11 protein-coding genes are annotated in these 15074 nt (G+C 70.7%); 5 read left to right on the top strand and 6 right to left on the bottom strand.

All coding sequences use genetic code 11. The features are described from left to right. Positions 1-65: 65 nt before the first annotated feature. A complete protein-coding gene (gene mazG, locus FRAEUI1C_RS03230; RefSeq protein WP_013421850.1) occupies positions 66-1274 on the bottom strand; it encodes a nucleoside triphosphate pyrophosphohydrolase in 1209 nt (402 codons plus the stop codon). Further along, positions 1271-2020, bottom strand: coding sequence for a SurA N-terminal domain-containing protein (locus FRAEUI1C_RS03225; RefSeq protein ID WP_232425281.1), 750 nt, complete (start codon positions 2018-2020; stop codon positions 1271-1273). The genes mazG and FRAEUI1C_RS03225 overlap by 4 nt, the downstream gene beginning before the upstream one ends. A 965-nt stretch (positions 2021-2985) precedes the next feature. On the opposite strand from FRAEUI1C_RS03225, the gene FRAEUI1C_RS03220 reads away from it, so the two are divergent. Continuing rightward, positions 2986-3261 (top strand): helix-turn-helix domain-containing protein, encoded by a 276-nt coding sequence (locus tag FRAEUI1C_RS03220; RefSeq protein WP_013421848.1) that lies wholly within the window; start codon positions 2986-2988, stop codon positions 3259-3261. 59 nt (positions 3262-3320) lie between these two features. Here the strand turns inward: FRAEUI1C_RS03220 and FRAEUI1C_RS37350 are convergent, their stop codons facing one another. The 4 genes from FRAEUI1C_RS37350 to FRAEUI1C_RS03205 all read right to left on the bottom strand — a co-directional run bounded on the left by FRAEUI1C_RS37350 (position 3321) and on the right by FRAEUI1C_RS03205 (position 10301). Then, the gene (locus FRAEUI1C_RS37350; protein ID WP_013421847.1) at positions 3321-3557 is read right to left on the bottom strand and encodes a DUF397 domain-containing protein; all 237 of its coding nucleotides are present in this window, start codon (positions 3555-3557) and stop codon (positions 3321-3323) included. A 417-nt stretch (positions 3558-3974) separates the two neighbouring features. Next, on the bottom strand, positions 3975-4868 hold the full coding sequence (locus FRAEUI1C_RS03215; RefSeq protein ID WP_013421846.1) for a helix-turn-helix domain-containing protein: 894 nt from the start codon (positions 4866-4868) through the stop codon (positions 3975-3977). Positions 4869-5127: 259 nt separating this feature from the next. Further along, positions 5128-8775: a transcription-repair coupling factor gene (mfd, locus tag FRAEUI1C_RS03210; protein WP_013421845.1), complete on the bottom strand. Its 3648-nt coding sequence runs from the start codon at positions 8773-8775 to the stop codon at positions 5128-5130. A gap of 266 nt (positions 8776-9041) precedes the next feature. Beyond that, positions 9042-10301, bottom strand: a complete 1260-nt coding sequence (locus tag FRAEUI1C_RS03205) for a glycosyl hydrolase (RefSeq protein WP_013421844.1) — start codon at positions 10299-10301, stop codon at positions 9042-9044. Between the two features lie 524 nt (positions 10302-10825). On the opposite strand from FRAEUI1C_RS03205, the gene FRAEUI1C_RS03200 reads away from it, so the two are divergent. The 4 genes from FRAEUI1C_RS03200 to FRAEUI1C_RS03185 are packed head-to-tail and all read left to right on the top strand — an operon-like array spanning position 10826 to position 14852. Beyond that, positions 10826-11665, top strand: coding sequence for a glucose-1-phosphate cytidylyltransferase (locus FRAEUI1C_RS03200; protein WP_013421843.1), 840 nt, complete (start codon positions 10826-10828; stop codon positions 11663-11665). 58 nt (positions 11666-11723) lie between these two features. Further along, positions 11724-13091, top strand: coding sequence for a DUF4910 domain-containing protein (locus tag FRAEUI1C_RS03195; RefSeq protein ID WP_013421842.1), 1368 nt, complete (start codon positions 11724-11726; stop codon positions 13089-13091). Positions 13092-13107: 16 nt separating this feature from the next. Further along, positions 13108-14058 carry a phytanoyl-CoA dioxygenase family protein gene (locus tag FRAEUI1C_RS03190; RefSeq protein WP_013421841.1) on the top strand — a complete coding sequence of 317 codons (951 nt, stop codon included), beginning with the start codon at positions 13108-13110 and terminating at the stop codon, positions 14056-14058. Between the two features lie 2 nt (positions 14059-14060). After that, complete coding sequence (locus FRAEUI1C_RS03185) at positions 14061-14852, top strand: SDR family NAD(P)-dependent oxidoreductase (protein ID WP_049807095.1); 792 nt, start codon at positions 14061-14063, stop codon at positions 14850-14852. The last annotated feature ends 222 nt before the right edge of the window (positions 14853-15074 follow it).

The raw sequence follows: 15074 nt of genomic DNA, 5'->3' as shown, positions 1-15074 counted from the left end.
GAAACCCAACCAAATCGCAACCGACGGTGACGACGGGTCCGGCGGTCTCGCCGGCTGGGCACCGGTCAGGAGCCGGCGGGGCTCCACCGGGTCCGCCAGCCGGCCGCGTCCTGCTCGGCCGGCTCGACGCCGTCCGTGTGGGCCGACTCCTCGGCGGCGGACAGCAGGTCCCGGAAGGCGCGGGCCCGGGCTCGGAGGGCGACCTCGGGATCGACGCCGGCCGCCGCGGCCAGCGCGACGACCGCGAACAGGAGCTCACCGACGCCGTGCTCGTCCAGCTTGTCGGCTCCCGCGTAGGACGCGACGACGGCGGCCAGGTCCGCGTCCGCCGGTGGCGCCCCGGGGCCCCGGGTGGCCCCTGCCGGATTCGGCGCCGCCGTGACGACCAGGTCGGCGGGCAGGCCGGCCTTGCGGGCGCGCTTCTGCAGCTTGGCGGCGAGCGAGAGCGCCGGCTGGGTCAGCGGCACCCCCTCGGTGACCGAACGCCGGCCCTTCTCCGCCTTCTTGATGGCCTCCCAGTTGGTGACCACCTCGTCGGCCCCGGCCACGTCGACGTCGCCGAACACGTGCGGGTGACGGCGGACCAGCTTGCTCGCGAGCCCGGCCGCCACCTCGTCGACGTCGAACCGGCCGCCGCCCGCGTCGACGGGACCGTCGGTGGCGTCCTCGGCGACGCGAGCGTGGAAGACGACCTGCATCAGGACGTCTCCGAGCTCCTCACGCAGGTCGGCCGGGTTCGCGTCCTCCAGCGCCTGGTACGCCTCGTACGCCTCCTCCAGCAGGTACGGGGCGAGCGAGAGGTGGGTCTGCTCGGCGTCCCACGGGCAGCCACCGGGCGACCGAAGCCGGTCCATCACGGCGACGACGTCCAGCAGCCGCGCCCCGGGCAGGTCGTGGGTGCCGGCGAGCAGGCGGACCCCGTCCCGCGGCTCGCCGGTCGCGTGGGCACGCAGGTGCGCGTCGACGGCGGCCGTCGGGCCGGGCCAGGCACCCGCCGGCTCCGGCAGCCACACGACCTCGGACGCGCCGGCCGCCGTGGCTACGGACCGGACCGGCCCGAGCGGGCACCCGCCGGGCTCGTCCGACCACGGCACCTCGGCCAGCTCGGCGAGCACCGTGACGTCGACTCCCGCGGAGCGCAGCGCGGCGAGCTGGGGATGCGCGGGATCGGCGCAGCAGACCGGGACCCGGCGAACCAGGTCCCAGGCGTCGGCGGTGAGCAGCCCGGGGGCGACCCGGGCGCTGGTCTCGAGCAGCGTTACCAGAGGTGTCACGAAGCCAGGTTAAGTTCCGGCACCGGCGTCCCCTTCGTCGCGATCGAGCCGTCGGCCGCGAGCACCGAGATGTCGTCCGCGCTCCACACGCCGAACCGCGGGTTCACCGAGACGTGGTCGGTGCGGGCGGTCTGGGCCAGGATCGGCCGCAGCTTCGCGTCCCGCTGCTGGTTCATCAACTGGCGGGCCAGGAACGGGCTGGCCTCGGTGAGGCTGAGCGGCAGGGACTTCACGCCGAACTGGGTGAGCGCGCTGGTGTAGGCCGACGTGACGTCGGCGCTCGACGCGACCAGGTCGGGCGCGATCGCGTCCTCGATCTTGGACTCCAGCGCGTACGTCCGGATGATCGTCCGCAGGTCCTCGGGCGCGAACCCGGCGGAGGCTCCGGCCTGCTCGAAGGCGGCGACGCTACCGGACCCGAAGATCGCGTACGACTGGTAGTAGGCGTCGGCCTCCTGCGGGCTGAGCGTGATGCCACGCTTGCGCGCCTCGGTCAGGTCGAGCTGGTACTCGACGAGGTTGCCCAGCGTCCGGCGCTGCAGGTCGTCCCGGGTGACCGGGGTCTGCTGCGACGCGGCGTCGGGATGCGCGGCGGCGAAGGCGGTGTACGCGGACATGCCGCGGTCGACGATGCCACGCACGGTATCCGTGCCGATCGTCTTGTCGTCGACCTGCGCGGCCGCACCAGCGTGACTGGTACACCCGGCTACCGCCAGTGCGACCAGCCCGACCACGGCACCCAGCATCCGAGCACGCTTCACGGACAAAACTCCCGACGGGGACGTCCCCCCAGAGGCGAGACCAGTACAGACGCCACGTTAGTCGGAGCGCGTGGCGTGATGCAGCTAACCCCACCCAACGTAGGTCCGACCGCCGAGCTACGCCGGTCCGTCGAGGCGGCCCCCGTTGGCCGCGGCGGTGCCGGTGGCGTGGCCGCGGCCGTCGCGCCGAGCCCAACGCCGCCACGATCGGCCGCGATGCCGCTGGTCACGGGCCGGCAGCGGGCCCTCGGGGGCGTCGCTCAGGCGGGGCCTGACTGCGTAAACCGCCCGAAAGCAGGAGGGTGTCCTCAAGACCTTCAAGGTCTTGAGGACACCCTCCTTGGCCCGCCGCTAGTAGCCGCTAAGGGCGGAGCCGACGCTGCTTGTCACCAAGAACAGCGGATATCCAGCAGACACATCATGCACCTGCAGATGGCGTACCGCCAAGTGGCGTTGCGCCACCGTGTGCACCGCCGTCACCCGTCGGGGCACACGACCGACGGCGCGTCGCCCGCCTGCGACCCGTCCGAGTGGACGCTTGTAAAGCGAGCGGCATCCACCTGGAATATCCCGCAACGGCGCCCGCCTATCGATGTCGTCGCAATGTGCGTCTGTCCGGGGCACCCCATCAGCGGGTAGTACGCGGGGGATCCCAGGGATAGTCTCGCATTGAGAGGAGGTGAGTAGAAAGTGCAGATTCCGAGACAGGCGACAAGGCTCGCGAGGAGGGCGGTTCGCGATTTGCCAAAGAACCTGAGCCTCTGCGGTGACGTCATTGTAATAGCCGTTACAGTGACAGCAGTGATCCACGGAGGCCCGGCTTCGGCCGTGGCACTGCTCGGTGCCATGAGGTAGCGGATATCCAGCCCGTAAGCCCCGTAGGTGGGGGTCCGACCTCCAGAAGACCCCCACCTACGGATATTAGCCGTCTGTTTGAAAGGATAGCTAGCGTGGCCGCGAACAGGACCTCGACTAGTGTTAGAACGCCGTTACCACACGAGCTGCGCGAGGAGCGGAGACAAGCGGGGCGCACGCAGCGCGAGGTCGCCGACGAAATGGACTGGTCCGAGTCCAAGATCTATCGGATCGAGAAAGGGGAAGTCGGCATCTCCACCACGGACCTCAAGGCGCTTCTCAGCTATTACAGAGTCACCGACGAGGATCGGATCAGCTACCTGATTCGGATGAGGCGCGCGGGCCGCGAGGCCGGTCCTCCCGGCTCGTAGCTCGTAGCTCGTAGACACAAACAGGCGCTGGCGACGCTCATACCGTCAAGTCCGGCTCTCTAGGGCGCTAGCCCGAGGTCGAACTCGCCCCCGCGAACACCGGCCAGAAATGCCAGCCATTCGACGTTGGTGAACCGAAGAACTGCCCCGGAGCGGTTCTTCGAGTCTCGGATGAAGATCTCGCTCGCGGTGGCAGCTACCTCGACGCAACCACCCGACCCGCTCGCCGAACTTTTCCGCCACGCAAGAAGGGGGTTTGCCCCGGCCCCCTCCGACGCAGTTTCTCGCGCATCCATGCCAATCTGTCCTTATCCCGATTTTAAGGACCCGCCAGCCACCTGTGCATGGGTCGACGTTGGCCCAGGTCATATGGGTTGCAATTATTAATTGATCTTGCAGGTCGGCAGCCCGTAACCAGCTTCGGCCCGCTCGACCGGTCAAGAGTAGCGCAGGCAGAGACCACCCCGTGTACCACGGTGCACGGTGTGGTCTCTGTCCGCTCCCGGGCATCGAGGCCGCGTCGTCACGCCCCGGAAAGGCCCGCTTGCCCAGACCTCCGAGCAGCGAGAAACCGCCGTATCAGGGCCGTCTGCCATGTGGCAGCTGGGCGCCGCGCAGTCGGCTAGTTATCGCCGAGGGCTACGGCAGTCAGTGGTACCGCAGCGTGTGAGCAGCCGTTACGCGAGGAAGCCCTTCAGACACTGGCAGACCAGTCATTCAAAGAGAGCAATCGCCCGTTCGATGGCGGCCGGCGCACTAGCCTTGTCTATCTCCTGCTCAAACTCCCAGAAGTGCTGGAGATAGTGCGCGGGAGTAATCGGTGTGATCTTGGTTGTCTCGTCCAACGAGTTCTCTCGAACAATGAGCTCGTCTACAGCGTCTTCCAGGTACAGCACGTCCTCGTCGGCTGGGTCCGGGAACTCAAGCAGGGTATACGGGACGCGCACGTGCTCGTATAGGCCATAGGAAAGGGGAACGACGCGGACAGTTATGTTCGACTGCTCCATCTGCTCTCTCAGGTGACGGAGCTGCCTGCGCATGACGTCCTTGCCGCCGACCGCGCGCAGAATCACGGGCTCGTCCAGCAGGAAGTGGCATTCAGGCGGTGAGCCACCGTGCAGGACCCGCTCCTGACGGTCCACGCGGAGCTCCACGAGGTCGTTCACGTCCTGTGACTCCGGCGGCTGCTCCAGAATGGTCGAGATGACGACTCTGGCGTACTCCTCGGTCTGGAGCAGTCCGGGGACCAGCACCGGTTCGAAGTATCGGATGATCGACGCGGACGATTCGTAGCCCAGGAAGGCGATGAGCTCCGGCGACGCCACACCCCGGTAGGCATTCCAGGGAGTCTGCTCCCGCGCGGCCTTCGCGGTCTCGATGAGGCCGGGGATCCGGTCAGCGGAGACGTCATAGCTCTGCAGGAGAGCCCTCAGGTCGTTCGTGCTTATGTTGACCAGGCCCGTCTCGATCCGAATCAGCTTCGACGGCGACCAGTCCATCTCCTCCGCGACGGCCTTCTGCGTCTTTCCCGCCGCCTCCCGAGCCTTACGCAGCTCGCTGCGGAGGCGGCGCCGCTGTACCGCCGGGTCAGGAGAGTACTCGGGCATGGCGCCCCCCCTCGTGTTCGCGCTCAGCCCCCTGCGCCCCGGGCACGCCCCAGCACATGGCGAGTTCGCAACCTGCAATCAGGCAAGTAGCATAAACCACCCGGCCCCGCTGTTACGTTCAGTTGCACTCACGCGCCGCGAGCCACCACATCACGAGACAGACGTCGAGCGGGCCGAAACGGTGGGCAGACGACCTGACCTGCGCGTTTCGGCCGAAGACGTTGACGCGGAAACGTGGCGAAGCCTGGACAACCGACTTTTACGGGCGGTTGGTGGCGGCGGCGTTCGCGGCCGCGCTGATGGAATCGCCGAGGATGGCGGAGAGAAGGTCGGCGGCCCAGGCCAGCAACGGCTTGTCCCGCAGGGCCGGCGAGCCGATCCGGCCGGTCTGGGTCGGCACCGGGACGAGGACGGTCTTGGCGGCCGGCTTGGTCAGCGCCCCCTTGTAGAGACGCTGGAGCCGGAGCGTCTGGCTCTCCCGCAGCTCGAGCTGGGCGAACCGGATCTGCTTGCCCGCCAGCGTGATCTCCGACAGGCCGTAACCACGGGCGAGCACCCGCAGCGAGGCGACGGCGAACAGGTTCTCCACCACCTCCGGCAGCGGGCCGAACCGGTCGACCAGCTCGGCGCGCACCTCGGCGAGATCCTCCTCGCTGGACGCGGCGGCCAGCCGGCGGTAGGCGTCGAGGCGCAGCCGCTCGGCCCCGACGTAGTCGTGCGGCAGGCTCGCGTCGACGGGAAGCTCGACCTTGACCTCGGGCAGCTCCTCGGGCGCGGCGCCCTTGAAGTCCGCGACCGCCTCGCCGACCATCCGGACGTACAGGTCGAAGCCGATCGCCGCGATGTGCCCGGACTGCTCACCCCCCAGCAGGTTGCCGGCGCCGCGGATCTCCAGGTCCTTCATGGCGACCGCCATGCCAGCGCCGAGGTCGGTGTTCAGCGCGATCGTGGCGAGCCGGTCGTGCGCGGTCTCCGTCAGCGGCCGGTCTGGCGGGTAGAGGAAGTAGGCGTAGGCCCGCTCCCGGCCGCGGCCGACCCGCCCGCGCAGCTGGTGCAGCTGGGACAGGCCGAAGTTGTCGGCCCGCTCGACGATCAGCGTGTTCGCGTTGGAGATGTCCAGGCCGGACTCGACGATCGTCGTGCAGACCAGGACGTCGAACTTGCGCTCCCAGAAGGAGACCATCACCTTCTCGAGGACGTCCTCGGAGAGCTGGCCGTGCGCGGTCGCGATCCGCGCCTCGGGGACCAGCTCGCGCAGCCGGGCCGCGGCCCGGTCGATCGACTCGACCCGGTTGTGGATGAAGAAGACCTGGCCCTCGCGCAGCAGCTCGCGGCGGATCGCGGCGGCGACCTGCCGCTGGTCGTAGGGGCTGACCGAGGTGAGCACCGGGTGGCGCTCCTCCGGCGGGGTGTCGATCGTGGAGAGCTCCCTGATGCCGGTGATCGACATCTCCAGCGTCCGCGGGATCGGGGTGGCGCTCATCGTGAGCACGTCCACCGCCGTCCGCATCTTCTTCAGGTGCTCCTTGTGCTCGACGCCGAAGCGCTGCTCCTCGTCGACGATGACGAGGCCCAGGTCCTTGAACCTGGTCTCGTTGGACAGCAGCCGGTGGGTGCCGATGACGACGTCGACGGTGCCGTCGGCCAGGCCGGCCAGCACCGCCTTCTGCTCGGTCGCCGTGTTGAAGCGGCTCATCGCCTTGACGATCACCGGGAACGCCGCGTAGCGCTCCGAGAACGTCTGGAAATGCTGCTGGACGAGCAGCGTGGTCGGCACCAGCACTGCCACCTGCTTGCCGTCCTGCACCGCCTTGAACGCGGCCCGCACGGCGATCTCGGTCTTGCCGTAGCCGACGTCACCGCAGATCACCCGGTCCATCGGGACCGCGCGCTCCATGTCCCGCTTGACCTCGTCGATCGCGGAGAGCTGGTCGGGGGTCTCCCGGAACGGGAAGGCATCCTCCAGCTCGCGCTGCCACGGGTTGTCCGGGCCGAACGCGTACCCGGGGGCGGCCATCCGGGCGCTGTAGAGCCGGATCAGCTCGCCGGCGATCTCCTTGACCGCCTTGCGGGCCCGGCTCTTGCGCTTGGCCCAGTCGGCCCCGCCGATCCGGTCCAGCGTCGGCGCCTCGCCGCCGACGTAGCGGGTGACCTGCTCCAGGGCGTCCGTGGGGACGTAGAGCCGGTCGCCCTTCGCGTACTCCAGGACGAGGTACTCGCGCTTGGCCCCGGCCACCGTGCGGGTGACCATCTCGATGTACCGGCCGACGCCGTGCGCCTCGTGGACGACCAGGTCGCCGACGGCCAGCGCGAGCGGGTCGATGCCCTTGCGCCGCCGGCTCGGCATCCGGCGCATGTCCTTGGTGGTGACGCCGCGGGCACCGGCCAGGTCGGTCTCGGTCAGCACGGCCAGGCGCAGCAGGTCGCTGGTGAAGCCGGTGACCAGCTGACCCTGGGTGACCGTGACGACGGACGGCGCGAGCTCGGCGTCGTCGGTGAGCCGGGCGCCGAGGTCGGCCTCGCGCAGCAGCTCGACCAGCCGCTGCGCCGGGCCGTGGCCAGCCGTGACCAGCAGGACGCGCCAGGAGTCGTTGAGCCAGCCCTTGACGTCGGCGAGCAGCCGGGCGGTGTCGCCGTGGTAGGCGGGCGGCGGGCGCAGGCTGGTGACCACCGCCTCGTCGGGGACGTCGAAGGCGACCGGCTCGTCAGCCGAGTCCGTGCCGTCGGCGCCGGCCACCACGCCGAACTGGCTGACGGTCCACCAGGGCAGGCCGAGCTCGGCGGCTCGAGACCGGACGTCGGCCAGCGTGCGGTAGGCCGCCGAGCCCAGGTCGATCGGGGTCTGGGACCCCAGCGCGGCAGAGCTCCACGAGGCGTTCAGGAACTCCTGGCTGGTGCGGACCAGCTCGGACGCCCGGGACCGGACCCGCTCGGGGTCGCACAGCAGCACCTGGGTGCCGGCGGGCAGCTCGTCGAGCAGTAGCGCCAGGTCGTCGACGAGGACCGGCGCCAGCGCCTCCATGCCCTCCACCGGGATGCCGGAGGCGATCTTGTCGAGCATGTCGACGAGATCCGGGTGCTCCCGGGCGAGCCGGGCCGCCCGGGCCCGCACCTCCGGGGTCAGCAGCAGCTCCCGGCAGGGCGGCGCGAACAGGGCGTAGCCGCCCCCGCTGGCCGGGACGTCGAGCGCGCGCTGATCGGCCACCGCGAACGGCCGGATGTCCTCGATCTCGTCGCCGAAGAACTCGACCCGCAGCGGGTGCTCCTCGGTCGGCGGGAAGACGTCCAGGATGCCGCCGCGGACCGCGATCTGGCCGCGGCGCTCGACCAGGTCGACCCGGTGGTACGCGATCCCGACCAGCCGCTCGACGACGTCCGCGAGATCGGCGCTGTCGCCGCTGCGCAGCAGCACCGGCTCCAGCTGGCCGAGGTCCTTGACCTGCGGCTGCAGCACCGCTCGCACGGGGGCGACGACCACCGACAGCGGGCTGGCCGCGGCGTCGGCCGGACCGCTGGCGGCCAGGATCTCCGGGTGGGCGAGCCGGCGCAGCACGGCCAGCCGGCGCCCGACGGTGTCCGCGCCCGGCGACAGACGCTCGTGCGGGAGCGTCTCCCAGCTCGGGTAGAGCGCGACCGACCTCGGGTCCAGCAGGCTGCTCAGAGCCTCGGTGAGGTCGTCGGCCTCGCGGTCGGTCGCGGTGACCGCCAGGATCGTGCGCCCCGAGCGGGCCAGCGCCGCGACGGCGAACGGCCGCAGCCCGGGCGGGCCCGACAGGTCGACCGGGCTGATACCCACCGAAGCCGAGCCGGCGTTTCCTGAGGCGGTGACGGCGTCCTGGACACGGGCCAGCGCCGGTTCGCCGCCCGGGCGGGCAGTGAGAGCGTCGAGCAGCGGCGCGAGGGTCATCGAATCCGTCCCGGGCCTCTTCCATGTCCGGCGGCGGCTCGCCGGACGGCGGATGTCGGTCAGCGCCGTTGTCCGGGCGCAAGGCTTGCACTGCCTGGCACGAGCGCGCCGTCCGCGTCGCCTCGGCTACCCAGGCGCCTCTCGACTACCTCGCGAGAGCCAGGGCCAGGTCCGGTCAGCCACCATGGTCAGCCTACGGGACCGGGGAAGCCGGCGGGTCGGGCGGCCGGACCGGCGGGCCGGCGCCGCGCCGCCCGGTCCACGGGTCAGTTCCAGAGGGACTGGTAGGCGCGGGCCGCGCGGGGCTGCAACTGCGGGTTCGCCAGCGACGAGCGGACGTTGTTCGGCTCGCTGTTGTTGTAGTACGCCTCATAGGCGAGCATCGAGTTGTACTGCCGGAAGGTCGCGGCCATCTGCGCGATGTAGGTCGGGTTGTCACCACCGGCGGCGCCCGCCCGGCCAGCCCCGCTGTCCTTGCCGACGACGCCCCATTCCGGCACCGAGAACAACTTCCGGTGCTTCGAGGCGAACGCGATCACCGTGCACAGGCCCGGGGTCGGGCTCGGCATCCCGCACTGCTCGTCGAACGCCGACACCGTCGGGCTCGGCGGGTACTGGTCGTAGGTGTCGACTCCGATCACGTCGACGACGTCGTCGCCCGGGTAGGCCCGGAACGGGTCGCCGTGCGTGCTGTTCGGCAGGGTGGTGTGGGCGTTGACCGTCCAGTCGATCCGCGCGTGCGGATCCACGCTCAGCAGCGCCGCCGCCTCGTTGTGGAAGCACTGCTTGTAGGTGTCCGGGTCAGTCGCCTGCCAGGAGAACCAGTCGCCGTTGAACTCCCAGCCGATGCGGACGAACGAGTTCGCCCGGTTCGGCTGCGAGTTGAGCCAGGCGCCGATCTGGCGGAAGTAGCCGTCGTACTGGTGCTGGACGCAGGCGGCCATGTGATCCGCCGACCACTGGGGCAGTTGGGACTTCGGCGTCCCGACCGCGGGGTCGGGGAACAGCGGGTAGCTGATCGACCAGGTACCGGGGAAGTTCGCGAACTTCTCCGGGGATTTGCCGATCCACGGGTCGGTGATCGAGGACCAGCTGTCACGGGCGGTGAACAGCACAACGACGTCGTTCGGCCGGCCCCGGAACCTGGCGAACGCGTTCGCGTCGGTGATCGTGTCCCCGCTGTTCACCCCGGTCGGCCAGGCGCCGGTGGTCGCGGCGGGACGGGCCTTCGCCCGGGTGGGCGCGGCCGCCTGGTCCGGCCCGGCCGCGGCGTCCTCGGTCGGTGCCGACGTGGTGGCGGGCGCGACGGCGACGAAGCCGCCGCCGTTCGAGCCCGAGCGGGTGGTGACCGCCCACGCGGTCAGACCGAGGACGGCGACGAGGGCGAGCGCGACGCCCGGCAGCACCCGGCCGCGGAACCGCTCCGGGCCGCCGGACAGCTCGACCAGCCGGTCGTACCAGCCGCTCGGCGGCTGCTGGCCGGAGCGGGCCTCGCGTGTGCGCTCCTGGGTCCCGCGCTGGGGCACCGACGTCCACCTCCGTCGCGGCGCGACACCGCCCCGCGACGGCCGCGGGACAGGCTGGACAACGACGATAATCCGCGCATACGTCCCGCAGTCGGGCGCATGCCCGTCCAGCGGCGGCAGGCCGCGCCAACCGGGTGATCCGGACAGATACCGAGGCGGGCCGGCCCTGGGCAGCCCTCCCCTTCCCACGCACAACGGCCGGTGCCGGCGCGACACCGTCCGGACACGAATCAACCGGTATGAAAAGCCCACCGGGTCGACGGAGACGAACGGTCGGCCCGCCGCGGGGCCACCCGAAAAACCGTTGTCGAAGCCCCGCGACCGGGCCGGTCCAAGCCGGCCGCAGGTACTTTCCGCCGGTCCGGGTGACTAAAAGTCGCAGGTCACCCGCCCGCGGGCCTCGGTGCTTCCTGCGCGGTGGGAGAAGTTCAGTACGGTACGGTTGTTTCGGCGGTGTCCCGGGCGTCCGTCCGGGGCGTCGCCGCGCGGGAGCCGGCATCCTGCGTCGATGGGAGACAACAGCCGTGACATCCCCGAGCTCGGCTTCCAGGCCACCCCGCACCGTCCCCGGCGCCGCGGACATCCCGGTCGTCATCCTCTGTGGCGGCATGGGCACGCGGATCCGCGAAGCCAGCGAGAAGCTGCCGAAACCGATGGTCGACATCGGCGGCAAGCCAATTCTGTGGCACGTCATGAAGACCTACGGCCACTATGGTTTCCGCCGCTTCATCCTGTGCCTCGGTTACAAGAGCGACGTCATCAAGAACTACTTTCTCAACTACCGGGAGCAGGTCGCGGACTTCACGCTGAAGCTCGCCGACGACCACACGCCCACCTTTCACAACACCATCGGCGACGAGGACTGGGAGGTCACGTTCGCCGAGACCGGCCTGCTCTCCGGCACCGGGGCCCGGGTGCGCCGGGTACGGGACTATCTGACCGGGCCGCGGTTCCTGCTCACTTACGGTGACGGAGTCGGCGCGATCGACGTGGCCGACCTGTGGGACGCGCACGAGCGCGGCGGCCGGATCGGCACGGTGACCGGGGTGCGCCCGTCCAGCCGCTACGGCGAGCTGCAGACCGAGGGCGACACGGTCACCCTGTTCGCCGAGAAGCCGCCGAAGGTCGGCTGGGTCAGCGGTGGGTTCTTCGTCTTCGAGCGGGAGTTCGTCGACAAGTACATGGACGACGACCCGGGGATGATGCTGGAACGCGCGCCGCTGCAGCAGCTGGCCCGCGACGGGCAGCTCACCCTCCACCCGCACGACGGATTCTGGATGGGCATGGACACCTTCCGCGACTGGACCGAACTCAACCAGCTGTGGGACTCCGGAGCCGCACCCTGGCGGGTCTGGGCCGACTAAGACGGGCGCCGAGCGCCCTCCCACCGCCGATGGATGGCAGGGGCCGACAATCACCACCATGACTGAAGGCGCGGATGGCGGCCGGGACGCCGGGCTGGGCGAGCGGCTGTACGGGCTGGTCGCCCAGCTGGCGGCGGCTCCGGTGCGGTCCATCACCGGCGACGGCGTCCGCGCCGCCCTCGACCTCGTCCAGAAGGCGCTGGCGGGTGCCGCCGTCCCGTTCGAGGTGCACGAGGTGCCGTCGGGCACACCGGTGCTCGACTGGACGGTGCCGAAGGAGTGGAACGTCCGTGCCGGCTACCTGGTCGGGCCGGACGGTGCGCGGGTGGCGGACGTCGCAGACCATCCGCTGCACCTGCTGGGCTACAGCGTCCCGACCCGGGCCAGGCTGCGGCTGGACGAGCTGCGCGAGCACCTGTTCTCGCTGCCGGACCGGCCGGACTGGATCCCGTACCGGACCTCCTACTGGAACGAGAACTGGGGCTTCTGCCTGCCCGACACCGTGCTGCGGGCGCTGCCCGACGGCGAGTACGAGGTCGTGATCGACACGTCCCTCGAGGACGGCTCGCTCACCTACGCCGAGATCGTGCTCCCGGCGACCGAACCAGGCGAACCAGGCGAACCAGGCGAACCAGGTGAGTTCCTGGTGACGACGCATGTCTGCCATCCGGCGATGGCGAACGACAACGGCTCCGGCATCGCCGTCCTCACCGAGCTGGCCCGCCACCTGGCCGCGCTGCCGAGCCGCCGCCATACCTTCCGGCTGCTGTTCATCCCCGGCACGATCGGCTCGATCACCTGGCTGGCCCGCAACCGGGACCTCGTCGGCCGCATCCGGCACGGCCTCGTGCTGACCGGCCTGGGTGACCGGTCCGCGTTCACCTACAAGCGCAGCCGGCGCGGCGACAGCACCGTCGACCGGGCCGCCGCCGTCGCGCTGGCCGAGAGCGGCGCCGAGCACCGGCTGGTCGACTTCTCGCCGTACGGCTACGACGAGCGGCAGTTCTGCTCCCCCGGCTTCGACCTTCCGGTCGGCCGGCTCGGGCGGGGCCAACACGGTGACTACCCCGAGTACCACACGTCGGCCGACGACCTGGCGTTCGTGACACCGGAGAGCCTGGCCGGCTCCTTCGCCGTGCTGACGAGGATCATCGACATCTGTGAACGCAACGCCGTCTGGCGCAACACCAGCCCGTACGGGGAGCCCCAGCTCGGCCGCCGCGGGCTGTACCGGGCGATCGGCGCGACGATGAACCGGCAGGCGATCGAGATGGGCCTGCTCTGGGTGCTGAACCTCGCCGACGGCAGCCGCGACCTGCTCGACATCGCCGCGCGGGCGCAGCTCCCGTTCGACGCCGTCACCGCGGCCGTCGACGCCCTCGCCGGGGTCGGGCTGCTCGCCGGCGAACCGAAGGGTTCCGCATGACCGGGAAGGACGATCGATGAGCACGGTTCTGGTCGAGTCCACGCTGTCCGATGACGAGCGCCGCGCCAGGCTGTTCGCCGGCGACATCTTCGTCTACGCGCCGAAGCCGTCGACGCTGGCGCTCGTCGAGTTCACCCGGGCGATGATCCGCGACGCGTTCGGCGGCCTCGACCCGGAGAAGGCGCAGTACGAGATGGCCGTGGAGGACTACGCGGCGCTGCTGGCGGAGCTGAAGCCGCGGTTCATCCACCATCCGCGCTGCAAGGAGCTGATCCGCGAGCTGCTGGTCGAGCACGGCGCCGATCCGGCCGAGACGTACTTCGACGTGCCCCGGCTGCGCACGTCGACCTCGGACGACTACCTGACGTCGGGGATCGCCTACGCCTTCCACCCGCACCGGGACACCTGGTACTCGGCGCCGTTCTGCCAGCTCAACTGGTGGATGCCGATCTTCGACATCGTCCCGGAGAACGGCCTGGCCTTCCATCCGAAGTACTTCGCCGGCCCGGTCCTGAACAACTCCGAGACCTACGACTACTACGAGTGGAACGCCACCAACCGCGGCTCGGCTGCCAAACACATCAAGAGCGACACCCGGGTGCAGCCCAAGCCGCAGGAGGAGATCGAGCTCTTCCCCCAGACCCGGGTCGCCGCGCCCTCGGGCGGAATGATGATCTTCTCGGCCCAGCAGCTGCACTCGTCGGTACCCAACAGCACCGGGCGCACCCGCTTCAGCATCGACTTCCGGACCGTGCACCACGCCGACGTGGTCGGCCACCGCGGCGCCGCCAACGTCGACTCGGCCTGCACCGGCACCACGATGCGCGACTACCTGCGCGCCACCGACCTCACCACGCTGCCCGAGCAGCTCTGCCTCGAGTACGACCAGGTCCCGCCGAAATCGGACGCCCTGCTCGTCTTCGGCGACGCCGCGCTCAAGGCGCAGGCTCCGCTGGGCATCGGGTGACCGTGGCTGAAGGGGACGGCACCACGACGACCAGGCCGGCCGGGAGGCCCGGCGAGTTCCGGCTCGCGGGCCGGGTCGCCGTCGTCACCGGCGCCTCCAGCGGCATCGGCCGGGCGGTCGCGCTGCGGCTGGTCGCCGAGGGGGCGCGGGTGACCGCGGTCGGCCGCGACAAGTCCCGGCTGGACGCGCTGCCCGCGGCCGCCGCCGAGGTCGCGCCCGCCGGGTGCCCGGGTTCGCTGCGCCAGGCACAGGCGGATCTGACCGACGACGACGCCCGGGGCGCCCTGGTCGCCGGGCTCCTGGCCGGGCCTCGGGTCGACATCCTGGTGCACAGCGCCGGTGGCTACACCAACGGCCCGCATGCCGACGCGCCGCTCGACGACCTCGACTGGCTGTACGCCGCCAACGTCCGCGCGCCCTACGCGCTCACCCAGGAACTGCTGCCCGCGCTGCGGGCCGGCGGCGGGGACGTCATCGTGATCAACTCGTCGCAGGGGCTGCACGCGGGCCCGAACCTGGGCCAGTTCGCCGCCACCCAACATGCGATGCGGGCGGTCACCGACAGCCTGCGCCAGGAGATCAACGCCGACGGGATCCGGGTGTGCGGCGTGCATCCCGGCCGGACGGCGACCCCGCGGCAGGAGGCGCTGTTCGCCCAGGAGGGCCGGTCCTACCGGCCGGACCTGCTGCTCGCGGCCGAGGACGTGGCGGAGGTGGTCGCCGGGGTGCTCACGCTGCCGGCGAACGCGGAGATCACCGAGGTCCACCTGCGGCCAGCCAAGAAGTCCTACTGATGGCCGGACAGGCCGCGCCGCGGCAGGCGAGGCCACACCGCGCCCGTCCGATGACGAAACGGCCCACGCGCGCCGTTTCCCGCGGGCGCGAGGCAAAGCGGCCAACTGTACAGTGACCTCGCCGACCTCACCCCGGTCGCGACCTGCGCCCACCCCGGCCCGAGCGCGCCGACCGCGGAGCCGTCGGACATGGGCCCATCGAACTTGGGCCCATCGAACTTG

It is taken from the genome of Pseudofrankia inefficax (genome assembly GCF_000166135.1).
GTDB lineage: Bacteria > Actinomycetota > Actinomycetes > Frankiales > Frankiaceae > Pseudofrankia > Pseudofrankia inefficax.
Note: the sequence above shows the minus strand (reverse complement) of the source record. Positions and strands in the feature narration are given on the sequence as shown.